We start from the raw sequence: 21612 nt of genomic DNA on the forward strand, positions 1-21612 counted from the left end.
GACATCTGTGAACTTCTGCCGATCAAGCTGTCAGAGACTGCGCCGGTGTCATGTTAGGATACCGGCTCAGGTTCTGGGGGCGTTTTGGATTCGACGCCGGTTACAAAACCCGATGTGCATGCCGAGACGGCAACTAGTCTCGTTAATCCAAAGTTGCAAACCTATAGTTGCCAACGACGACAACTACGCACTCGCTGCTTAAACCCCAGTAGGGTGCCGTCTGACCGGAGCCGTGCCTGCGCGTCCGGGCTCTTCGGAGCACTCAGGCGTCATATCTCGCAGGATCGCGCTGAAGTTTGTCCGGGATGGATGCGCTAAAAAACACCGGAATCGCCAATCGCACGCCCTGTCGGCCGGGCAGCGAGCGGTTAAAAAAAGTAGACCTGACTAAGCATGTAGAGCTGAGGGCGGAGGACTGACGGACGCGGGTTCAACTCCCGCCGCCTCCACCAATAACAAAACCCTACCGTTCTCGGTTGGGGTTTTTTCTTGCCTGATCGCTCCGGTTCCCGCGTGTTGTTGGGGGTTCCTGCGGAGGCGGTTCTAAGGCGCTGAGTTACATAGGTTTGGCGCAGGGTTCCACCCCACCCATACCCAGAAATCGTTCGATTCTTTCCGCAGGAACCCGCAGGAGTTCGAAATAGTCCGCACGGGCTGACGGTAGGTTGTTGATTTTGAACAACCCGCTTGATCAGTCCGCGCTTGTGGACTGCGGACTTTCAATTCGGCCCATGACGGCCGCCGCGAACCCCTTCATGTTGCAAAACGTCGGCACTTACCAATAACTGCCGACAAAACGGAACATCCCTCGGTCGGAGCAATCAAGCCTTGACGCTATTCAGGCGCAACATCAGCGTCATCGGATGCTGTGGCGATTCCTGAAAACCGTAGTGCACATAGAACTGCTTGGCGCGTTCGTGGATCGCATGAACCAGCAAGGCGCGCACACCGGTGTTTTGCGATACGGTGATGGCGCGGTTGACCGCGTCTTGCAGCATGGCAGCCCCCAGCTTGATGCCTTGCGCCCGCCGATCCACCGCCAATCTGCCAAGCACCATGACGGGTACCGGGTCGGGCATATTGCGGCGAACCGAGCTGGTCGCCACTTGATGAGCGACCGCACCAGCGGCCAAGGCGTAGAAGCCGCGCACCCGATTTTCCTCATCAACGACCACAAAAGTCCGGCTGGCCCCGGTGAGCTGGTTGTTCATCGCCCGGCGTTTTAGCCACTCATCCAGAGTAGGCTCACCGCTCTCGAAGTCGCCCAACAGGTGCGCGGCCGCAAGTGGCTGCGGCGCGGATAGATTCAAGCTCATGTTGGATTGCTATCCCACGGAGCCTTGACGGCCATCAGTCGCTCAAGACCCGCATTGGCACTCGGCGGCGCGTCGAGCATGGCGGTGAACTGCTGGAATTTTTCCGTATCCAGACCGAAGAACACTTGGTCGAGCAGCACGGACTGCGCACGCTCGCAAGCGGCTTCCAGCATGAAGTCCGAACGGTTTTTGCCCAGCAGAGCGGCAGCGTGATCAATGAGATCTCGCTGCTCCGGCAAGGCACGCAAATTGATGGCAGCGGCGCGCATGGCGGCCTCCTTATGTATATTCAACAGATACACAAATGATAGATGCGTGTGTAGCTGTTGTCAACACAGCCCTTCATCCTCTGCTAATAGAGAGGAAATCGTCGGCGTTGCAACGCCATGCTGGATCGCTGTCGCCATCCACACGGGCAGGCGGTTCTGGACACTGAACACCGCCTGCCATTCGTCCTGCCCGATTCGTCCCAGCAACGTCGCAATCGCCTGTCCGGCAAGATCGGGGCCCAGCCATTCGAGAGCCCTGACGACATCACCAGCAATGCAGTCGCCCAACACCAACATTCACGCTGGAGCATGGCGGATTTCGATGACTTGCTTGCCGAGATTGAGCGTCCGCGCCCGGCCGTCGGTTAGGTAGATCTGTCGGACAGGAACCTGCGTGGTCAGCCCCAGAGCATTTGCCGCTACCGCGCCATGACGAACGATGGCATGACCGGTGATGCTCGCGAGAGAGTCGACTATCTTATTGACCGGCGGTGACACTGGCCCCAATCGGCTGTTTTTTACGGCGACATAAAAGCCGCGCGTCACACGCATCAGCTTTCCATGCTTGGTCAAATTGGCCAGCACGCGTGGCGCCTGGTCGCGATGAACGAGATGAGCCGCATCCTGAGTTCGAATCTGCGCACCTTCTGGCTACGCATCGATCCATCGGCTAATGACTTCAGCTGGCATTGGCTGCGACTCCGGCGGGCTGGGTGGTCGACACCTGCAGGCACGATTCCTCGTAGGCTTCGATGTCGACCATCTGGTACACGACGCGGCCCGTCAGCTTCATAAACTTTGGACTGATACCCTCGCAACGCCAGCGTTCCAAGCAAGCCTCGCTGCGGCGCCAGCGCGCTGCCAGTTGTTTTTGGTTGAGGTGAACGACTTCCATTTTGGTCTCCTTCCGAATGAGTTGGCAGGAGTCCATGAAGGCGCTGTTCCGCGCGCGAGCCAAGCGATATGTTGCACCGAACTATTCGCCGCACATTTTGCGGAGATGGATGTTGTTATTCTCCGCAAAGAAAAGATAGTGGCGCAGTTCGGGCATGGGGCGGGCGAACTGCGCCATAAATTGGCGCGGTTCCGAAAAGCGCGCCACATTGGGTGTAAATGGGTGTCAATTTGGAATCGAGAGCCGCCGTTCTTTCCCGATCGGCAAATAAAAGGTCGAACCATTCTCTATCCGCACCAAACATTCCCGATCGGGAAATATTACTTGTACATAGTCCGGTTGTGACTGATAATTTCCCGAACGGGAAACTGAGCAAGCCATGACATCCATTCGATCACCTCAACAACTCGGCGATGCACTGCGTGCCGCTCGCAAGCAGCTAGGGCTGACACAGCCTCAGTTGGCACTGGCGGCAGGGGTGGGTGTGCGCTTCATTGTCGACCTTGAAGCAGGCAAGCCCACCTTGCGACTAGAAAACGTGCTGCGGGTCATCGATGCCTTGGGTGGAGAGGTCCGGTTGAGCGGGTTGCCATCATCCGTGGCCGACGGTCAACGTGAAGGCGGCAACCATGGCGCATGAACTGGAAGTCTGGCTTTTTGCCGATCGCGTCGGCACGCTGGCTCTAGTCGATGGCCGACTAAACTTTTGCTACGCACCCGATTGGCTGTCGCGCCCAGTTGCCGTTGCCTTGTCCGCCTCGCTGCCCCTGCAAGCGGAACCGTTCGACGATCGCAAAACGCGTCCCTTTTTTGCTGGTCTGCTGCCCGAAGGGCAGATGCGCCGCCTGATTGCGCAGCAGTTCCAGGTTTCCGGTCAGAACGACTTTGCGCTGCTGGACCACATCGGTGGCGAATGTGCCGGGGCCGTCACCTTCCTGGAGCCCGGACAGGCTTTGCCTGTGCCAACCCGCAACGATGACGTTCAATGGCTAAGCGACCAAGAGGTCGTTGCCATCCTGGATGAATTGCCGCGCCGCCCCATGCTGGCGGGCAAAGACGGTTTGCGACTTTCTTTGGCGGGAGCCCAGGACAAGCTGCCAGTCGTGTTTGATGGTGCCCGCATTGGGCTACCCCTTAATGGCACGCCCAGCTCCCACATTTTTAAGCCCGCTATCCACGCTGTTGAAGACAGTGTGATCAATGAAGGGTTTTGCATGGCGCTGGCTGAGGCCATGCAACTCAAGCCAGCGAAATCGAAAGTTCACTTTGTGCTGGATCGCTCGTTTCTGCTGGTTGAGCGCTACGACAGACTGATTGATGCCCAGGGGCACCGGCAACGGCTTCATCAAGAGGACTTCTGCCAGGCACTTGGCGTGGTGCCAGAAATGAAGTACCAGAATGAAGGTGGTCCGGATCTGGCGCAGTGTTTTGATCTGGTGCGCAGTGCGACGCGCCCCAGTGCGCCGCAAGTCCTGCGACTGCTCGACTACGTGATCTTCAATGCGCTGATCGGCAATCATGATGCGCACGCCAAGAATTTCTCTCTGCTGTATTTGAGTAAAAAGTCAGGCAATGCCCCCGTTCTGGCACCGTTTTACGACACGCTCTCGACGGCGGTGTATCCAACACTGACGCAGAAGATGGCGATGAAAATCGGCAGCAAGTACAAGTTCAGCGAAGTCCAGGCGCGTCACTGGGAGCAGTTCGCCGAAGGTGTAGGCTTTACCAAGGCTCAGGCCAAACGGCGAATTCTGGAGTTGGCAAAGTTACTGCCCGCCACGGCACGCAAGCTCCAGTCTGACCCCGGACACAGTTTTGCTGGCAATCCAGCAGTCGAGCAAATCAATACCTTGATTGAACAACGCTGCGCCCTGACGATTCGGCGGCTCACCGACCCCGCCGCCGAAAATGACGCGGCCACCGAACCCTCTGTTTGAACCACCATGCGGACGCGGGTTCGATTCCCGGATTCGGAATTGAACTGGCACTGGCAAGCAGACGAGTTTGATACCCGTTCCCGGCGACCACACTGGCCGGAAAACCTGCTTGCAGGTCTACAATCCGGCAGGCTTTTCGATTGAGTTCGCAATGGTTCGCAGCGGCCCGCAGCGCTTCGATTGCGCACTTTCAATAGTCGTTTGGTGCGGGGTGCTGCCCCACCACAAATTTCATTAAATTTCAATTAATTATGTGCAATTCCTAGAACTACGCAGACGTTTGTTTTTAGCTCGATGTGATTCCCCATCGCGGAACCCAACTACTCGCGCTTCAGCCCAGCAATCACGCACTCTGCTCACTGACTCAGTCTCGTCAAATTTCCGAATAAATCCTTCAAGATTGCTTTGATGCTTAAATGTCGCCTTTAAGGCGACAATTAAGAATTTTTCTGAACTTCATGCTAATCTCAGCAGTAAGTTCAACTTAGAGCGTTTACGTCGCCTGTTGGTTGTCGCATGGGCTCGAAAATAAATCAATTGTTGCAGCAGTGGCCCGCTGAAACGGTCGCCACGCTGCGTTGGCTGAGCAGCCTTGGCGTCGACCGCCGGCTTGCGGACAAGTACGTACAGTCCGGTTGGCTGGAACGCTTGGGTCACGGCGCCTATAAACGGGCCGGTGCAACGGTCGACTGGGCCGGCGCAGTCCACGCGCTGCAAGCCCAGCTCGGCGTCGCCGTCCATCCCGGCGGAATCTCCGCGATTGAGCTGCGCGGCTACACGCACTACTTGGCGTTTGGAGCACGCGAGGTTGTCCTATTCGGACATCCCGGCACGAAGTTGCCAGCCTGGTTCGAGGCTCACTCCTGGTCCAGGCCGGTGACGCTCGTGACCACTGGCGTCTTCGCGGGTACCGAAAAGGCCACGTCCACACTTCCGGTCGACGAGGTCGACCTCGAGGTCGCGACACTCGAGCAGGCGGCTTTCGAGATGATGTACCTCGTGCCGCAACGGCAATCCTACGAAGAGGCATTCCAGGTCATGGAATCGCTGACGTCTTTGCGCCCGCAAGTCGTACAACAGCTGCTGAATAGCTGCACCTCGGTGAAGACCAAACGGCTGTTCATGCATGCCGCCGAGCGAGCGAGTCATTCGTGGTTGAAACACCTCGACCCGTCGAAGGTCGATTTCGGGTCAGGCCGGCGCACCATCCACGCTGGAGGACGCCTCGACAAGAAATACAATCTGGTCGTCGCCGACCCTGCGCAGGTTTAGGACCATCAATGGCGGCGCACGATAATTACAGAACTCAGGTCGAACTTCTGATTCGCTGTTTGCCGGCAGTCGCCAGCGCGCCCGACTTCGCGCTCAAGGGCGGCACTGCCATAAACCTGTTTCTTCGGGACATGCCGAGACTCTCGGTCGACATCGACCTTACCTATCTCCCAGCGTCCGATCGCGACACGGCACTCACCGACATCCGCTCCCAGCTCGCCACGATCGCCGAAGGCCTCAAACGGACAGTGCCAGGCACAAACGTCCAACTTGTGGAAGGCGATGCGCCCAAGCTGCTCGTCGATAAAGCCGGCGCGCGCATCAAGGTGGAGCCGAGCGTCGTCATCCGTGGCAGCCTGGTACCGCCGGTCACAAGCGAACTGTGTTCGACCGCGCAGGAAGCCTTCGAACTCTTCGTCGAGATCCAGCGCCTCGACTCACCGGATCTCTATGCCGGCAAGCTCTGTGCGGCGCTGGACCGTCAGCACCCGCGGGACCTCTTCGATGTCATGCACCTTCAAGCAGCGGGACCGATCCCGGATTCCATACGGGAAGCGTTTGTTGCCTACCTCGCCGGTCACCGGCGCCCGATTGCAGAGCTATTGCAGCCGAACCTCAAACCAATCGAGGGTCTGTTCGCCAACCACTTCGCTCGCATGACAGAGGAGCCCGTCGAACTGGCAGACCTCGAGGCCGCCAGGACACAGCTTTTCGAGTGGGCCGCGAGCGCCCTCTCCGAAAACGAGCGCCGGTTTCTGCTGTCAATCAAGCACGGCGAACCGGATTGGTCGCTCTTGCCGTTCGAAGGTCTGGATCAATGGCCGGCGATCCAATGGAAGCTGTACAACATTGGACTAATGAGTACCCGCAGCCACCGAAAAGCGGTGGAGCGCCTGCGCGATGTGCTCGGTATCTGACTTGATGTCAAATGGCCGTCTGGAACCCTTTCAGGATCCTGATACAGATCTTCGTACTACAGTCCTTCAGTTCCGAGGTCGCGTATCATGCTGTGCGGGCTCTCTACCCCGCACGGCTTGTCGATGCCGAACGCCGAGCGCAGGATTTATCTGACGACCAACGGGAGCGCACAATAGAACGGCTTCGACGAGAGCGCGACCTGATGGTCAGCACCGAGGCGCTGGAGCGATTCGACGTGTGGCGAGCGCCGGAGGAGAGATAAAATCGGTTTGATTTCAGGCAGTTAATCAACCGAATCGATTTGGGGGTATCCATTCTCTCCTGGCCATTCTCCGCGCCAACCTCGCTCCCTGCAACTAGCCCGAAGTCCGCAAAGGCTACAAGTCAGCCCCATACAGATCAAGGCGTTAGGCGCGAACTAATCAAGCGGTCGGATTGCAGTATTGGCTGCCGGAGGGGACGCGAGCTTGTCCCTGCGAGCTATCGCACTTGTAGTTTGTCAGAAACTCGCACATATTTTCATACATGAACATACCGATCAAAACTGCCGAGCTGATTCGCCAGCGCATCGAGGCGATGCCGATTGGGGAGCCTTTCACCCCAACGGCATTCCTGCAGTGCGGCACACGTGCGTCCGTCGATCAGACCCTCTCCCGCCTCGTCAAAGCAGGATCGATCGAGCGTGTGACGCGCGGCGTCTTTGTGCTCCCCGAGGTCAGCCGTTTCGTCGACAAGGTTAGCCCTCGCCGCTGAAGGTGGCCGAGACGGTCGCCAAGACCACGGGGGCCGTCGTCCAGGTCCACGGCGCCGAAGCCGCGCGTCGGCTTGAGCTAACCACACAGGTTCCGACCCAGTCGGTATTCGTGACATCCGGTCCGTCGAAGCGCATCCGCGTGGGCAAGATGGAGATCCGTCTGCAGCATGTCTGTCAGCGCAAGTTGGCCCTGGCAGGCCGACCCGCCGGGCTCGCGCTTGCTGCAATGTGGTACCTCGGCAAGACGGAAGTAACGCCGGCTCTCGTCGAGAAGATTCGGCGCAAGCTGGGATCGAGCGAGTTCGAGGTGCTGAAGTCAGCCACCAGCTCAATGCCTGCGTGGATGAGCGACGCCATCTTCCGGAACGAGCGGACGTCCGTTCATGCCTGAGTCCTTCCTGCACCTGAAAGCTCAAGAGCAGTCCCAAATCTATCGGGCACTGGCTCCGCAGCTTGCCCGCTCGCCCGTAGTACTGGAAAAGGATGTCTGGGTCTGCCGGGTGCTGCAGGCCGTGTTCACCATGCCCGACCGATTGCCAATGGCCTTCAAGGGCGGCACATCACTCTCCAAGGTGTTCGGAGCCATTGCACGCTTTTCCGAGGACGTGGACATCACGCTCGACTACCGTGGCTTGAACGGCTCCTTCGATCCGTTTGCCGATGGCGTCTCGCGCAATCGGCTGAAGAAATTCAGCGAGGATCTCAAGTCCTTCGTGCACGACCATGCTCATGGCGTTGTGGCACCGCACTTCCAGAAGACACTGGCAGCCGAGTTCGATGTCGGCGCATTCCAGCTTGAAGTCAGCGATGACGGCGAGCAGCTGCGTGTGCACTACCCGACCGTGCTGGAGGCGCCGGGGGACTACGTCGGCAACAGCGTCCTGATCGAGCTCGGTGGCCGCAACATCACCGAGCCGAACGAAGAGCATGAGGTACGGCCCGACATCGCGGAACATGTCACTGAACTCGATTTCCCTCGTTCGAAGGTCAGTGTGCTGTCCCCGGCACGTACCTTCTGGGAGAAGGCAACGTTGATGCACGTCGAGTGTCAGCGCGACGAGTTCCGTACTGGCGCCGAACAACTGTCACGCCACTGGTACGACCTGGCCATGCTGGCCGATCTTGCCCATGGGCAAGCCGCTGTGGCCGATCGCGCTCTGCTCGCGGATGTCGTCAAGCACAGGAAGGTCTTCTACAACGCGAGCTACGCCAACTACGACGCATGCTTGGCCGGGCAGCTCAGACTCATTCCGAAAGATCCCGCGCTGGCGGCGCTCCGCGATGGATTCCAGCGCATGATCGGCGCTGGCATGTTTATCGGCGAACCACCCACCTTCGATGCCATCGTCGATCGTCTACGCGCGCTGGAAACAGCGATCAATGGGTGCAGCGATGGTTGAAGCAGGCATCGCTGTTAAAGCTCTGCTGCTAGGCTGGTGGAAGACCGATCTCGTAGGCCATAATCCAGCCAAACGGGCGGGTCAATTTCAATGCAGCGCAACTGGCCCCCGAATGGCTGGACCGCCCATGCAAGGGCGACTGTACCGACCACCGAAGAAGCCTCGTCGATAGTGACTTCCTGCTGAACCTACCGGTTGGACGGCAGCACCGTCATATTCGTGCGTGCAGGCACACACTCTGAATTGTTCGAGGAATGAACAATGAGCGCTGACACCCCCTGCCCGACTTCATCCACGCGGCTCGCCTGCGCTGGACATCCATCAGGCAGCACTTGCTGGGCAATGTCTGGCGTGCCCGCTGCCGCCGGACTGGATTGAGCCGCTACCGACATGAGCCTCGACTTCGCCACGCTCGACACCCTGCGCACCCACCACCCCGCGTGGCGGCTGCTGTGTTCGGACCATGCGCCGCTGGTGGCGAGCTTTCTGCATCGGATCTTTGTGATACCCAATGTGCGAGTGATGGCGGCAGCAGATCTGGCCGAGGCGCTGGAAGACGAGTTGTACGCACTGCGCCTGCACTTGGGTGAAACCGCCTTTCCCAAGCCGGCGCTGGATTACCTGAACGACTGGGCCGCGCCCGACAAGGGCTGGCTGCGCAAGTTCTACAAGCCCGGCACGGACGAGGCGCAGTTCGATTTGACTCCGTCGACAGAGAAGGCAATTGCCTGGTTGGCGCAACTCAGCGAGCGGCAGTTCATCGGCACCGAATCCCGGTTGTTGACGCTGTTCGATCTGCTCAAGCAGATGAGCGAAGGCAGCGAGGCAGACCCGGCCAGGCGGATCGCGGAGCTGCACAGAAAGCGCGATGACATCGACGCCGAGATTGCGCGGGTGCTGGCGGGCGATGTACCGCTGCTGGATGACACGGCGCTGAAGGATCGCTTCCAGCAATTCATGCAGGGGGCGCGCGAGTTGCTCACCGACTTCCGCGAGGTGGAACACAACTTCCGCCAGCTCGACCGGCGCGTGCGCGAGCGGATTGCCCTGTGGGAAGGCAGCAAGGGGGCGCTGCTGGAGCAAATCATGGGCGAGCGCGATGCAATTGCCGATTCCGATCAGGGCAAGAGTTTCCGCGCCTTCTGGGACTTTTTGCTGTCCAGCCGTCGGCAGGAGGAATTGACCGAACTGCTGGATCGCGTACTGGCGCTGCCTGCGGTGACGGATCTGCAACCTGACAGCCGCACGCGTCGTGTGCATTACGACTGGATGGAAGCGGGCGAGCACACTCAGCGCACGGTTGCCGCCCTGTCGCAGCAGTTACGCCGATTCCTTGATGATCAGGCCTGGCTGGAAAACCGCCGTATCATGGACATCCTGCACGGCATCGAGAGCAAGGCGCTGGCGCTGCGCGACACTCCACCGCTCGGAAACGTGATGGAGATGGCCGAGGCGCAGGCCGACATCGAACTGGCGATGGAACGCCCATTGTTCACCCCGGCCATCAAGCCGGTGATTGCCGATCTCGCCCTGCTGGCAGGTGATGAGGATATTGACCCTTCGGCATTGTTCGATCAGGTGGTAGTGGACAAGGCACGCCTGACCCGCCACATCCGCCATGCCTTGCAGGACCGGGCGCAGATCAGCCTGAGCGAACTGGTGGCCGGCCAGCCTTTGCAACAGGGGCTGGCCGAGTTGGTGGCCTATCTGCAACTGGGCAGCGACAGTTTCAGCGCCGTGGTGGATGAGGAAACATCCGAGCTCATCCGCTGGCAGACGATGACAACAGATGGTCAGGAGGTCACCCGCGGTGCACGTCTGCCGCGCGTGATTTTCATGCGCTGAACGCGAGCCGAGGCAAGGGATGGAAGAAGAACTCTCGAACACACCGCCAACTCCGGCTCCCGCCGCGGACTTGTCGGTGCTGCTCATCAGCTTGCTCAAAAGCGTGCTCTACCGTGATGGCGACGAACGCCAATGGGCCGCGCTGCTGAATCTGCAAGCTCGGGTGCGCGATTACGTGGCGGTACTGAATCTCGACCTGGTGCTGGATGAGGCGGAAGGCTACGCCTTTCTGAAGAGTCGCCCGGAACCGACCGACGCGGGTTCATCGCCCCGCCTGCCGCGGTTGGTGGCGCGCAGGCCCTTGTCATTTCCGGTCAGTCTGCTGCTGGCCCTGTTGCGCAAGAAGCTGGCCGAGTTTGATGCCGGTGGTGGCGATACCCGGCTGGTACTGGGTCGTGATGACATCGTCGAACTGGTGCGGGTTTTTCTGCCCGACGGTCCGAATGAAGCGAAGCTGATCGACCAGATCGAGACCACGATCAACAAGGTGGCCGAGTTGGGGTTTCTGCAGAAACTCAAGCCTGCCGGCGGTGTTTCGGCTGGCCCGGCAAGCTACGATGTGCGGCGCATCCTGAAGTCCTTTGTCGATGCCCAATGGCTGGCCGAGTTCGATACGCGCCTGGCCGATTACCAGTCACAATTGGCCGGCGTAACAAATACCAGGGAAGGGGCCGCCAATGATTGAGCGGCAGCAACGACGATTTGGGCAACCGCAAGCTGGCCGCAGAGTGGCGCACAAGGAGCTGCGCCATGCTTGATCCGCAATCACTTGGCCTGGACTTCGGTGCCGATGACACGCTGTCAGGCTTTCGCCTGAGCCGTCTGGAGGTATTCAACTGGGGAACCTTCGACGGCCGCGTGTGGACACTGCAACTGGATGGCCGGAACGGTCTGCTCACGGGCGATATCGGCTCCGGCAAATCCACCCTGGTGGATGCGATCACCACCCTGCTGGTGCCCGCCAACCGGGTCGCCTACAACAGGGCTGCGGGCGCGGACAGCAGGGAGCGCAGCCTGCGCTCCTACGTGCTTGGGCACTACAAGTCGGAGCGCAACGAAGTCACCGGCGCGGCAAAACCGGTAGCGCTGCGCGACCAGAACAATTACTCCGTGATCCTGGGCGTGTTCCACAACGCGGGCTATGACCAGACCGTGACGCTGGCCCAGGTATTCTGGATGAAGGAAGCGCAGGGGCAGCCGGCGCGGTTCTTCCTGGGCGCGGAGCGCGAGCTGTCAATCGCCTCTGACTTCGCCCATTTCGGTTCGGATATTGCCCAGCTGCGCAAGAAACTGCGCGGGTCGGGGGCCGAGCTGCATGACAGCTTTCCGCCCTATTCCGCCTGGTTCCGCCGGCGCTTTGGCATCGAGAACGATCAGGCGCTGGAGTTGTTTCACCAGACGGTGTCGATGAAATCGGTGGGCAACCTGACCGACTTCGTACGCAGTCATATGCTGGAACCCTTCGAGGTCAGCCCGCGCATTCAGGCCTTGATTGGCCACTTCGACGATCTCAATCGTGCCCATCAGGCGGTGCTGAAAACCCAGCAACAGGTTGAATTGCTCACCCCGTTGACCGCCGACTGTGAGCGTCATGGTGCGCTGGTGGCCGAGGTCGACCGTTTACGCATGTGCCGGGAGAGCCTGCGGACCCATTTTGCGGGCCTAAAGCTCGGCCTGATCGACAAGCGACTGGGATTGCTGGCTGAAGAATGGGAACGCGTGGATGCCCTGGCACAAAAATTGGACACTGCTCACGAGGAGCAAGGCCACCAGCTCGATGAACTCAAGCAGGCCATCAATGACAACGGTGGCGACCGCCTGGAGCGTCTTGCCGCCGAGATTCGCAGGAAAGAACAACAGCGTGATACGCGCAAGACCAAGGCCGGGCGCTACCGGGAATTGGCAACTGTTCTGGACGAACCAGTAGCGACCGATGTCCCCACCTTCGCCGCGCAGCGTGGCAAATATCAAACCTGGCGCGAACAAGCGCTCGGGCACGATGCCGATCTGCAGAACGCGCTCACCGAGCACGGCGTGACCTTGCGTCAGGGCCGGCAGGAACACGAACAGCTGAGCGCCGAGATCGACAGCCTCAAGCGCCGACGCAGCAACATCGATGACCAGCAGATCCGGATTCGCGCGGCGCTGTGTGCGGCGCTGGGTCTGAACGTGGATGATATGCCATTCGCCGGCGAGTTGATCCAGGTCCGCGACGATGAGGGCGAATGGGAAGGTGCCGCCGAACGCTTGTTGCATGGCTTCGGGTTGTCGCTGCTGGTACCCGATGCGCACTACAATGCCGTGGCCGAATGGGTGGACAGCGCCCATCTGCGCGGCCGCCTGGTGTACTTCCAGGTGCGACAACGCAAGGCCGCGGAGCTGCCTGATCTGCACCGCGATTCCCTCGTCCGCAAGTTGGCCGTCAAGCCTGACTCCGCCCATTACGATTGGCTGGAGCGCGAGCTTGCCCACCGTTTCGACGTGGCTTGCTGCGCCACGCAGGAGCAGTTCCGCCGTGAGACACGCGCCATCACCCGTGCAGGTCAGATCAAGGACCCGAGCGGGCGCCACGAAAAAGACGACCGCCACCGCATCGATGACCGAAGCCGCTATGTGCTGGGCTGGAGCAACAGCGCCAAGATCGCGGCGCTGGAAAACAAGCGCCAGCAGCTCGAAACGCGGCTGGCTGATGTCGGCAGCACGATCGGTGAAATCCAGCAAGAGCGCAACAAACTCGCGAGCCGTCTCGATGCGTTGACTCGCCTTGAGGAGTTCACGGCGTTCGACGAACTGGATTGGGCCAGCATCGCCACCGAGATCGCGCACCTGAGCGATGAGCGCGGTCGGCTGGAATCGGCCTCGGATGTCCTCAAGCAGTTGAACGAAAACCTGCGCGAGTTGCAAAGGGCACAGAAGGAAACCGGGACCGGACTGCAAATTGCACGTGAAAAGCGGGCCAAGGTGGAACAGCGCCGCTCGGACGCTCAGGAGCTCCGTGAACAAACCGCGACATTGCTTCAAGGCGCTGTCATCGATGATGCCCTGGAGACAAAGCTCGAATCCATGCGGGCCGAGGCGCTGGGCGAGCATCAATTGAGCGTGGAATCCTGCGACAACCGCGAGCAGGACGTGCGTGCCTGGCTGCAGGCCCGAATCGATGCGGAAGATCGGAAAATTCGTAATCTGGCCGAGAAAATCATCAAGGCCATGGCTTCGTTCAAAGAGGCGTTCAAGCTCGAGACAGCCGAGATGGATGCCAGCCTCGAGGCCGCCTTTGAGTACGCAAACCTGCTGACGCAATTGAACCGCGATGACCTGCCACGCTTTGTCGCGCGGTTCAAGGAGCTGCTCAACGTCAACACGATCAACGAAATCGCCAACTTCAATGCCCAGCTGGCCCGCGAGCGCGAAACGATCAGGGAGCGGATCGCGCACATCAACAAGTCGCTTGGCGAGATCGACTACAACCCCGGGCGCTACATCGTGCTGGAGTCGCAGACCAGCCCGGATGCCGAGATCCGCGACTTCCAGCAGGAGTTGCGCGCCTGTACCGAAGGCGCTGTAACCGGGTCGGACGATGCCCAGTATTCCGAGGCGAAGTTCCTGCAGGTCAAGGCCATCATTGACCGCTTCCGGGGGCGCGAAGGTCTGTCCGAACAGGATCGCCGCTGGACCGCCAAAGTCACGGATGTGCGCAACTGGTTCCTGTTCGCCGCCAGCGAGCGATGGCGGGAAGACAACAGCGAATTCGAGCACTACTCGGACTCCGGTGGTAAATCGGGCGGACAGAAGGAGAAGCTGGCCTATACCATCCTGGCCGCCAGCCTGGCATACCAGTTCGGACTGGAATGGGGCGCGGTGCGCTCGCGCTCTTTCCGCTTCGTGGTGATCGACGAGGCCTTTGGTCGCGGGTCGGATGAATCCGCCCAGTACGGCCTGAAGCTGTTCCGCCAACTCAGCCTGCAGCTGCTGATCGTCACTCCCCTGCAGAAGATCCACATCATCGAGCCATTTGTCTCCAGCGTGGGTTTCGTGCACAACGAGGGCGGACGGGCGTCCAAGCTGCGCAACCTGTCGATCGAGGAATACCGGGAACAAAAAGCGACGATGGCACTGCCCGCCACGCAGGAGCTGGCACAGTGACAAATGCGTCGCGCACGAATCCGGACGCACACGGAGCGCCCGCAGGGCCGGTGCCACGGACGGCGTCGGTCACCTGGAGCGGCCCGAAGGAGTTGAAGGCGCAACTACTGCGACTGTGGGAGCGCGGTGAACTCCTGAGAGATACAGTGACGGGCAATACGCGATTTCCCCTGCGCCTGACACTCAAATGCCCGGGTTCAGCCGATATCACGGATCGTTTTGATGCCGTTCGCGCGTGGGCCGCGGAACTGGCAGCCATGGCTTTGGTGAGTCTCGAATGGCAGGAGGTTCGCCACCGCGTCCAGGGGACACAAAAACTGCCCGTAAGCGCCTGGATCGAGACCATGGAGGATGCGTTGACCTGGCTGGGCAAGCGCCGGGAGTGGGATCGCTTTTCAGCTCAGGTCTCCATGACCCGGCAAAAACGCCCCGTCTTGCTGCCCTGGCTGGAAAAGCGCCCCCTGCGGGCGCTGGAACTGTCCGCCGAATGGCCCCGATTGCTGGACGTGGTGGCCTGGCTTGTCGAGCATCCTCGCCCGGGCATCTACCTGCGTCAGGTGGACTTGCCGGGCGTACACAGCAAATTCATCGAAGCGCATCGCAGTGTGCTGACCGAGTTGCTCGACTTGGCGCTTCCCGTTGACGCTGTGGACATCACCAAAACCGGTATCAGCCAGTTTGCCGCCCGTTACGGCTTTCTCGAAAAGCCTGCGCGCATTCGCTTGCGGATGCTCGATCCGGCAATTCAGGTCGTGCCTGGTTCGGCATGCCCCGACCTGAGCCTGGATGCCGACAGCTTCAGCCGTCTGGAACTCGCGGTGAAGCGCGTATTCATCACCGAGAACGAGACCAACTTCCTGGCTTTCCCGAAGGTTCGTGATGCCATCGTTGTTTTTGGCGCGGGTTACGGCTGGGAGGCACTGGCACGCAGTCGTTGGTTGCAGCACTGCTCAATCCATTACTGGGGCGATATCGACACCCATGGCTTCGGCATCCTGGACCAATTACGCGGCTACTTTGGGCACGTGGATTCGTTCCTGATGGACAGGAGCACCCTCGATGCACATGCCTCCGTCTGGGGGTACGAAGACAAGCCCCTGTCAGCGGACTTGCACCGGTTGACACCAGAAGAGCGAGGCCTCTACGACGATCTGCGCGACAACCGCATGCGCGCGCGACTGCGGCTGGAGCAGGAACACATCGGCTTCCAATGGCTTGGCAACCGCCTTGAACAACTTCTTCACGGGAACAGCGACGCCAATCCAAGCTCGTCGTCATAAGAGACCATGAAAAGACCAGGTTCAGTCCTTTCGAGATTCGCCAGCACGGTGCGCGCGGCTCATCGCTGGCTCACAACCCGGACCGGGGCGAGAGCGACCGCAGCAATGTCCACACATCGGGCATCACTCTCTCAATCTGCGTCGCGCATCGTCTTGTCGTAATCCCAGTAGGCCTTGAGCGACGCGATCCTGCCTTCACCGTCAACCCGATAGACGAAAACACCGTGCGCCGCGATCTCTCGGTCCGACCCGGCAAGCCTGTTGTGGACCGCCCCGACATTCGCGATCTCGGCACCGCAGACGTAGGCGCGCTCGATCACGAAGCGAACCGAACCTGGACCGATCATGGCGTCCCAGAACGCTCCGATCGCCGCTCGCCCGCGATGGCCCCTGCCCGAAGGATCGAGCGGCGATGGACCCACCGGATCCTCGATAATGGCGTCATCGGAAAAGTTCGCGAGGAATGCTTCACGATCCTTGCTCTCGACCGCGGTGACATGACGCGCGAAGGCCCGCTCGACCGGTGTTTCAGCCATATCCCACCTCCTCAATTGAACCGGCATACAGAATTCTACCAATCCGGCGTTCACGCACACGATAGGCCGGAATACGCAATCGGATCGGATCGGATCGGATCGGGACGCCAGTCTCCGCCCGACTGACCCCGGGCTTGCAAGCAATATCACGGTGCAAGCGGCGCGCGCTCGAGACGATGAATGATCTTGTGCACGAACGCCAACGGCTTGTTGGCGCAAACGCACGGTGTCGCGTCGTCCTTGCCTGCAATTCAATCGTTCTTTCAATCGAATGCCCGCCCTTCGCCGGCTTCCTCATGGGTCACGCCGTCGCGGATGTGGTAGATGCGCTTGAAAGTCGGGATGATCTTTTCGTCATGCGTGACGACGATGATGGCCGTCTCGAACTTGCATGCCATGTCATTGAGGATGCGGATCACCGCCATGGCGCGCTCGGAATCCAGCGGCGCAGTGGGCTCGTCGGCCAGAATCACCGGCGGCCGGTTGACCAGGCCACGGGCGATGGCCACGCGCTGCTGCTCGCCGCCTGACAACTGCGAGGGCATGGCTTGAGCACGGTGCTGCACGTCCAGCGAGGTGAGCAGTTCCAGCGCACGCTCTCGCGCCTCGTCGTTGCGCACGCCGGCCAGCATCGGCAGCAGTGCAACGTTGTCGGTCACATCGAGAAACGGAATCAGGTAGGGCGCCTGGAACACGAAGCCGATCTTGTCACGGCGCAAGGCGCGCAGATCGCGCACCTTCCAGCCATCGTCGTAGATCACCGAGTCGTCGAGAATCATGCGCCCGGCCGTGGGATCGATCACTGCGCCCAGGCATTTGAGCAGGGTGCTCTTCCCCGATCCGGACGGGCCGATCAGGCCAACCACTTCCCCGGGCGTCACCCGCATATTCACGTCTTTCAAGGCGAAAAAAGCGGTGTCGCCTTTGCCAAAGCGCTTGCTCAGATTCTCGATACGGATGCCTTTTGTACCCATTTCACTATCCAATGGCTTCGGCCGGATCGACCTTGAGCGCCATGCGAATGGCGACGATGCTGGCCAGTACGCAGATCATGAGTACAGCAAAAAAGCCGACGATGGTGTCGAACGGCATCAGCAACACGTACTTGGGAAACAGGGGCGCCGAGAAAGTGGCCGTGATCTTGCCGACCACGAAACCAATCACGCCCAGCGCGAGTGCCTGCTGCATGATCATCGCGGCGATGGTCCGGTTACGTGTACCGATGAGCTTCAGTACCGCGATCTCGCGAATCTTGTCCATCGTCAACGAATAGATGATGAAGGCCACGATAGCCGCACTGACGACGGCCAGAATCACCAGGAACATGCCGATCTGCTTGGCCGAGGTAGCGATGAGCTTGCCGACCAGGATGCCTTCCATCTGGACCCGGGTATACACAGTCAAACGCTTCCAGCGCCGGATCGATTCGGCCACCTCGTCCGGCGCATGGCCAGGCTTTAGCGTGACCAGCACGGCATTGACGAACGCGTTGGTGCTCTGTGAGGCAATCACGGCATCCAGCAACCCGGGAACACCGGGTCGATTGAAAGCCGGGTTGGCTTCGGTGCGACGCCGGCTTTGCCAGATGGCGTCGTTGTCCTTGAGGAACTGGGCCCCTTGGGCATCCTTGAGCGGAATGAATACCATCGGGTCGCCGCTGGACGACACCATGCGCCGGGTCAGCCCCACAACGGTGTGTTGATTGCGGCGGATTTTCAGCACGTCACCGAGCTTGAAGCCGGTGGCGATATCGGCCACCGCCTCGTAATGACCGCGCGTGATCTGACGTCCGGCAACGAGATAAGGAGGCCATCCGGGTGTGGCCCCCAGGCGGCCTGGCGCGATACCGACCACCATGGTGCGGACATCGTTCTCGCCCTTGCGTACCTGCATGGTCAGGTAGGTCACGTTCGCCGCCTGGGCGACTCCCGGCATGGCGAGGATGGCGCGATACAGGTCATCGTTGAGACTGGACGACTCCGCATAAGGACCCAGCGTGTCTCTCTGCACCACCCAGAGGTCGGCGCCACTGTTGTCGAGCAAGGCTTTACCGTCATCCACCATGCCGCGGTAGACCCCGGCCATGACCAGGGTGACGCCGATCAGCAAGCCCAGTCCGATGCCGGTGAAGATGAACTTTCCCCAAGCATGGAGAATGTCGCGGCCCGCCAAGCTGATCATCGTGAGGTTCCCGGAATACGGTCAACCACGTGGATGCGGCTCTTCGCGGTCAGTGCCTTTTCGCTATAGGCCACAACCTGGTCCCCATTGCCGAGCCCTTCGCGCACCTGCACATGACCATTGAGATCGGAAGCACCGAGCTTGACCGGGGAGAAACGCAGATCCCCCTTCACGATTTGCCAGACACCGATTTTGTCGCCCTCGCGCCGGACGGCGGCGTTGGGGATCAGCGGAGCAGCCGGGAGCACCGCCAAGTCAACCGTGACTTCGGCCAGTTCACCCACCGGCGGCAGCCGCTGCGGGATGGCATCGAAGAGCACTTTGGCCAGCGTTTCCTCGGTCACCGCATCGGCCTTGGGTTCCACCCGCAGCACGCGGCCTTGCAGCATTTGGCCACCACTCGAGCGCAGGACGATATGAGCCGGCAGGTCCACAGCCAGCCCCGCTGCGCTGATCTGGTCAAAACGCACGTTGATCCACAGGCTGCCGGGGTCGATGATCTCCACCGCGGCCTGGCCGGCGACGATGGTCGTGCCGGGATCGGCATCGCGCACAGTGACCACGCCATCGACCGGCGCGATCAGGCGCAGGTTGCTTCGCTGTGCTACCAGTCCTTCGCGATCGGCACGGGCACGTGCGAGATCCTCCCCGGCTGCGGATAGTGCGGCATCGGCGATCTGCAGCTCCTGTCGCTTCGTGGCAAGGGCTTCCTCGCTGATCGATCGCACCACAAACAACTGCTCATAGCGGCGTGCCTGGGTTTGCGCATAGTCTTGCCGGGCTTGCGCCTCGCGCAGAGCGGCTTGCGCACTCTTGAATGCAAATTCCTGCGAGCGCACCCGATCATCCAGATCGACCGGATCCATCTCGCCAAGTACCTGTCCGGCCTTGACTCGATCACCCACATGCACCTCCAGGCGTTTGACGCGCCCGGCAAAGGTCGGCCCGATCTTGTAGGTGTAGCGGGCTTCCACGGTGCCGATGCCGAACAGCGCCGGCGTGACTGCGCGCGATTCCACGGTCACGACCGTGACGGCGACCGGGGCCAGCGGACCGGAGCGAAGACCAACGTAGACGAACAGTCCCAGCAACGGGACCATGACGGCCAACAGCGCCAGGGTGCGACCTTGCAGGGGCAGCCTTTTCATTGCGCACTCCCGATACCGCGCCGATAAATTGCAAAGACCCGTGGCGCATCGTGGCGTATGCGCTCTACGTCTCCGGCCAGGAGCGACTGCATGACCAGCCCTTGAATAGTGCCGATGAACAGCGTCACCGCCGCCTCGTTGTCCAGCGAGGGAGACAACTCACCGCTTGCCTTGCCTTTCTCGATGAGACCATGCAAGCGTTGGCCGTAGCGCTGGATCAAGGTCTGCACCATGCGCTTGGCCGGCGTCGATTCGCCACGCTGGAGCTCGCTGAACATCATCCTGGGCACGCCAGGGTGCTCGGCCACGAATTCGATATGACTCATGAACATCGCCTCCATCGCGGCCAAGGGCGACTCGATTCCTTGTGCGGACCGATCAATTCGGGCCAGCAGGCGCTCCGCCACCCACTCCATGACCGCCTTCCAAATGGCTTCCTTGTTCGGGAAGTGCCGAAACAGCGCCCCTTGGGTCAGGTTCATGTGCTTGGCGATGGCCGCTGTGGTTATCTCACCGGGGTTTTGTGAACCAGCAAGCTCCACGACGGACTCGACGGTCACGGCACGACGTTCATCGGCCGGAAGATGCTTTGGGTGGGTTTGCATGATTACCCCTCGCTATAAGATAGTAATTGATTACTATCTTATAGCGAGGGGAAGAAATATACAATCTGAGCTCCACGATGCGAAATAAAGAAATGGACGTTCCCGTCTCCTGACCCGAGGGCTACCATCGCTGATGGATACCTCAAGTGGCTGACGTCAAGCACGCAATCAGAAGGCGTCCATCAACGGGAATGTTGCGTCTGTCGGTATCGGTGTCGATGACGAATCCTGTGTTCAGGTGAACAGCTTTTTCAGCCGGTCGGCGCCGTGCAGCAGAACGAGGACGATAAGCAGGACGGCCATCCAGGTATGCAGGTCGAAGAACAGCGACCGCAATGCCGGGTTACTTTCCCCAAGTGCGGAAATATCCAGAAACCCGAAGGCCTTGACGTCATAGTCGTTATACATCGCCACAAAAAAACCGAGCGCGGGTTGTACCAGCAACAAGGGATAGAAGATCCACTGCAGCACGATCGGCGGGCGCTTCCACCAGTTTGACGGCGTGTAGAGCTTGTTCTTCTTGCGCCACCACCAGCGGATGAGCATCAGGGTGAGTATCGTGAGCCCGACGCCCGAATGGATCGACATGAGTATCTGTCTGACATCCAGTTCGAAGGTTGCGATCCGCCATCCCGACATGAGATTGAAGGCGATGAGCACACCGGCGATCCAGTGCAGCACCTGGGCAAGCGTGTACTGGGATGATTTGCTTGAAAACATGGGCTGTGATTCTCGGGTCAGACACTCGGAGCTTTGATGAAGTTACGGGGTCCGGATTGACCCGCTGCAAAGTTTAATACGAAATCGATCCATAATCCGCTCGACTACGGCGGACGATGACCGGAAGAAATTCCGGTCGGCGTCATCTGCGCACACCATTGATCCGCTGGACCCGTCTGGTAGTCACGAAGCAGGCCGGATTTACCGATACCAAGCCAACCGGACGTCCCGGGTGGGACACAATATGGCACGGATGGTATTACTTACAGGCGCGGGCTTGATGCTTATCAAATGAGCAAGCTTGCGGGTGACAATCCATGATCAAGAGACAACACCTCAACGGTGGTCTCCCACGGCGATGAAACCTCGCCCGGCACGTGGCGCTCGATGGAG

The 21612-nt window shown here is 60.1% G+C and carries 21 protein-coding genes, 1 other RNA gene and 1 pseudogene; 12 read left to right on the top strand and 11 right to left on the bottom strand.

The annotated features are described in order from the left end of the window. The first annotated feature begins 75 nt into the window (after window positions 1–75). Window positions 76–452: a transfer-messenger RNA gene (ssrA, locus tag IPF49_08135) on the top strand. A 369-nt stretch (window positions 453–821) separates the two neighbouring features. Here ssrA and IPF49_08140 read toward each other — a convergent pair. From IPF49_08140 to IPF49_08160, 5 genes are all read right to left on the bottom strand, one after another. Then, window positions 822–1316, bottom strand: coding sequence for a GNAT family N-acetyltransferase (locus tag IPF49_08140; GenBank protein ID MBK6287581.1), 495 nt, complete (start codon window positions 1314–1316; stop codon window positions 822–824). Next, complete coding sequence (locus IPF49_08145) at window positions 1313–1585, bottom strand: DUF1778 domain-containing protein (GenBank protein MBK6287582.1); 273 nt, start codon at window positions 1583–1585, stop codon at window positions 1313–1315. The genes IPF49_08140 and IPF49_08145 overlap by 4 nt, the downstream gene beginning before the upstream one ends. Window positions 1586–1645: 60 nt before the next feature. Then, window positions 1646–1882, bottom strand: coding sequence for a hypothetical protein (locus IPF49_08150; GenBank protein MBK6287583.1), 237 nt, complete (start codon window positions 1880–1882; stop codon window positions 1646–1648). Next, entirely contained in the window at window positions 1883–2170 is a 288-nt protein-coding gene (locus IPF49_08155; GenBank protein MBK6287584.1) for a hypothetical protein, read from the bottom strand. Window positions 2171–2264: 94 nt separating this feature from the next. Next, window positions 2265–2480: a DNA-binding protein gene (locus IPF49_08160; protein MBK6287585.1), complete on the bottom strand. Its 216-nt coding sequence runs from the start codon at window positions 2478–2480 to the stop codon at window positions 2265–2267. 379 nt (window positions 2481–2859) lie between these two features. Between IPF49_08160 and IPF49_08165 the strand changes: the two genes are divergently transcribed. From IPF49_08165 to IPF49_08210, 10 genes and pseudogenes are all read left to right on the top strand, one after another. After that, window positions 2860–3120, top strand: a complete 261-nt coding sequence (locus tag IPF49_08165; protein MBK6287586.1) for a helix-turn-helix transcriptional regulator — start codon at window positions 2860–2862, stop codon at window positions 3118–3120. Beyond that, window positions 3110–4417: a type II toxin-antitoxin system HipA family toxin gene (locus IPF49_08170; protein MBK6287587.1), complete on the top strand. Its 1308-nt coding sequence runs from the start codon at window positions 3110–3112 to the stop codon at window positions 4415–4417. Before IPF49_08165 ends, IPF49_08170 begins: the two co-directional genes overlap by 11 nt. A 516-nt stretch (window positions 4418–4933) precedes the next feature. After that, on the top strand, window positions 4934–5689 hold the full coding sequence (locus IPF49_08175) for a type IV toxin-antitoxin system AbiEi family antitoxin (protein ID MBK6287588.1): 756 nt from the start codon (window positions 4934–4936) through the stop codon (window positions 5687–5689). 8 nt (window positions 5690–5697) lie between these two features. Further along, window positions 5698–6606 carry a nucleotidyl transferase AbiEii/AbiGii toxin family protein gene (locus IPF49_08180; protein ID MBK6287589.1) on the top strand — a complete coding sequence of 303 codons (909 nt, stop codon included), beginning with the start codon at window positions 5698–5700 and terminating at the stop codon, window positions 6604–6606. Between the two features lie 526 nt (window positions 6607–7132). Further along, window positions 7133–7752, top strand: a pseudogene (locus tag IPF49_08185) (type IV toxin-antitoxin system AbiEi family antitoxin domain-containing protein). Further along, window positions 7745–8761 (top strand): nucleotidyl transferase AbiEii/AbiGii toxin family protein, encoded by a 1017-nt coding sequence (locus IPF49_08190; protein ID MBK6287590.1) that lies wholly within the window; start codon window positions 7745–7747, stop codon window positions 8759–8761. Before IPF49_08185 ends, IPF49_08190 begins: the two are co-directional and overlap by 8 nt. Window positions 8762–9151: 390 nt before the next feature. After that, entirely contained in the window at window positions 9152–10606 is a 1455-nt protein-coding gene (locus tag IPF49_08195) for a DUF3375 domain-containing protein (protein MBK6287591.1), read from the top strand. Between the two features lie 19 nt (window positions 10607–10625). Beyond that, window positions 10626–11291 carry a DUF4194 domain-containing protein gene (locus IPF49_08200; protein MBK6287592.1) on the top strand — a complete coding sequence of 222 codons (666 nt, stop codon included), beginning with the start codon at window positions 10626–10628 and terminating at the stop codon, window positions 11289–11291. A 65-nt stretch (window positions 11292–11356) separates the two neighbouring features. Next, window positions 11357–14749 carry an ATP-dependent exonuclease SbcCD, C subunit-like protein gene (locus IPF49_08205; protein MBK6287593.1) on the top strand — a complete coding sequence of 1131 codons (3393 nt, stop codon included), beginning with the start codon at window positions 11357–11359 and terminating at the stop codon, window positions 14747–14749. Window positions 14750–14799: 50 nt separating this feature from the next. Continuing rightward, window positions 14800–16029: a hypothetical protein gene (locus IPF49_08210; GenBank protein ID MBK6287594.1), complete on the top strand. Its 1230-nt coding sequence runs from the start codon at window positions 14800–14802 to the stop codon at window positions 16027–16029. 131 nt (window positions 16030–16160) lie between these two features. Here the strand turns inward: IPF49_08210 and IPF49_08215 are convergent, their stop codons facing one another. From IPF49_08215 to IPF49_08240, 6 genes are all read right to left on the bottom strand, one after another. Continuing rightward, window positions 16161–16565 carry a nuclear transport factor 2 family protein gene (locus tag IPF49_08215; GenBank protein MBK6287595.1) on the bottom strand — a complete coding sequence of 135 codons (405 nt, stop codon included), beginning with the start codon at window positions 16563–16565 and terminating at the stop codon, window positions 16161–16163. Window positions 16566–16828: 263 nt separating this feature from the next. After that, entirely contained in the window at window positions 16829–17539 is a 711-nt protein-coding gene (locus IPF49_08220; GenBank protein MBK6287596.1) for an ABC transporter ATP-binding protein, read from the bottom strand. A gap of 4 nt (window positions 17540–17543) precedes the next feature. Further along, on the bottom strand, window positions 17544–18746 hold the full coding sequence (locus IPF49_08225; GenBank protein ID MBK6287597.1) for an ABC transporter permease: 1203 nt from the start codon (window positions 18744–18746) through the stop codon (window positions 17544–17546). Then, entirely contained in the window at window positions 18743–19894 is a 1152-nt protein-coding gene (locus IPF49_08230; GenBank protein ID MBK6287598.1) for an efflux RND transporter periplasmic adaptor subunit, read from the bottom strand. Before IPF49_08230 ends, IPF49_08225 begins: the two co-directional genes overlap by 4 nt. After that, window positions 19891–20499 carry a TetR/AcrR family transcriptional regulator gene (locus IPF49_08235; GenBank protein ID MBK6287599.1) on the bottom strand — a complete coding sequence of 203 codons (609 nt, stop codon included), beginning with the start codon at window positions 20497–20499 and terminating at the stop codon, window positions 19891–19893. Before IPF49_08235 ends, IPF49_08230 begins: the two co-directional genes overlap by 4 nt. Window positions 20500–20733: 234 nt before the next feature. Next, window positions 20734–21180, bottom strand: a complete 447-nt coding sequence (locus IPF49_08240) for a cytochrome b/b6 domain-containing protein (protein ID MBK6287600.1) — start codon at window positions 21178–21180, stop codon at window positions 20734–20736. A 155-nt stretch (window positions 21181–21335) separates the two neighbouring features. Here IPF49_08240 and IPF49_08245 point away from each other — a divergent pair, with 155 nt between their 5' ends. Further along, complete coding sequence (locus IPF49_08245; protein ID MBK6287601.1) at window positions 21336–21500, top strand: hypothetical protein; 165 nt, start codon at window positions 21336–21338, stop codon at window positions 21498–21500. The last annotated feature ends 112 nt before the right edge of the window (window positions 21501–21612 follow it).

The organism is Gammaproteobacteria bacterium (assembly GCA_016705365.1).
In the GTDB taxonomy this organism is placed as follows: Bacteria; Pseudomonadota; Gammaproteobacteria; order Pseudomonadales; family UBA5518; genus UBA5518.

Excerpts from the sequence above, each read along its gene's own strand:
- IPF49_08230 (MBK6287598.1), bottom strand. The coding sequence starts at position 19,894 with ATGAAAAGGCTGCCCCTGCAAGGTCGCACCCTGGCGCTGTTGGCCGTC.
- IPF49_08180 (MBK6287589.1), top strand. The coding sequence starts at position 5,698 with ATGGCGGCGCACGATAATTACAGAACTCAGGTCGAACTTCTGATTCGC.
- IPF49_08190 (MBK6287590.1), top strand. The coding sequence starts at position 7,745 with ATGCCTGAGTCCTTCCTGCACCTGAAAGCTCAAGAGCAGTCCCAAATC.
- IPF49_08225 (MBK6287597.1), bottom strand. The coding sequence starts at position 18,746 with ATGATCAGCTTGGCGGGCCGCGACATTCTCCATGCTTGGGGAAAGTTC.
- IPF49_08215 (MBK6287595.1), bottom strand. The coding sequence starts at position 16,565 with ATGGCTGAAACACCGGTCGAGCGGGCCTTCGCGCGTCATGTCACCGCG.
- IPF49_08140 (MBK6287581.1), bottom strand. The coding sequence starts at position 1,316 with ATGAGCTTGAATCTATCCGCGCCGCAGCCACTTGCGGCCGCGCACCTG.
- IPF49_08195 (MBK6287591.1), top strand. The coding sequence starts at position 9,152 with ATGAGCCTCGACTTCGCCACGCTCGACACCCTGCGCACCCACCACCCC.
- IPF49_08205 (MBK6287593.1), top strand. The coding sequence starts at position 11,357 with ATGCTTGATCCGCAATCACTTGGCCTGGACTTCGGTGCCGATGACACG.
- IPF49_08220 (MBK6287596.1), bottom strand. The coding sequence starts at position 17,539 with ATGGGTACAAAAGGCATCCGTATCGAGAATCTGAGCAAGCGCTTTGGC.
- IPF49_08165 (MBK6287586.1), top strand. The coding sequence starts at position 2,860 with ATGACATCCATTCGATCACCTCAACAACTCGGCGATGCACTGCGTGCC.
- IPF49_08235 (MBK6287599.1), bottom strand. The coding sequence starts at position 20,499 with ATGCAAACCCACCCAAAGCATCTTCCGGCCGATGAACGTCGTGCCGTG.
- IPF49_08200 (MBK6287592.1), top strand. The coding sequence starts at position 10,626 with ATGGAAGAAGAACTCTCGAACACACCGCCAACTCCGGCTCCCGCCGCG.
- IPF49_08170 (MBK6287587.1), top strand. The coding sequence starts at position 3,110 with ATGGCGCATGAACTGGAAGTCTGGCTTTTTGCCGATCGCGTCGGCACG.
- IPF49_08175 (MBK6287588.1), top strand. The coding sequence starts at position 4,934 with ATGGGCTCGAAAATAAATCAATTGTTGCAGCAGTGGCCCGCTGAAACG.
- IPF49_08145 (MBK6287582.1), bottom strand. The coding sequence starts at position 1,585 with ATGCGCGCCGCTGCCATCAATTTGCGTGCCTTGCCGGAGCAGCGAGAT.
- IPF49_08245 (MBK6287601.1), top strand. The coding sequence starts at position 21,336 with ATGACCGGAAGAAATTCCGGTCGGCGTCATCTGCGCACACCATTGATC.
- IPF49_08150 (MBK6287583.1), bottom strand. The coding sequence starts at position 1,882 with ATGTTGGTGTTGGGCGACTGCATTGCTGGTGATGTCGTCAGGGCTCTC.
- IPF49_08160 (MBK6287585.1), bottom strand. The coding sequence starts at position 2,480 with ATGGAAGTCGTTCACCTCAACCAAAAACAACTGGCAGCGCGCTGGCGC.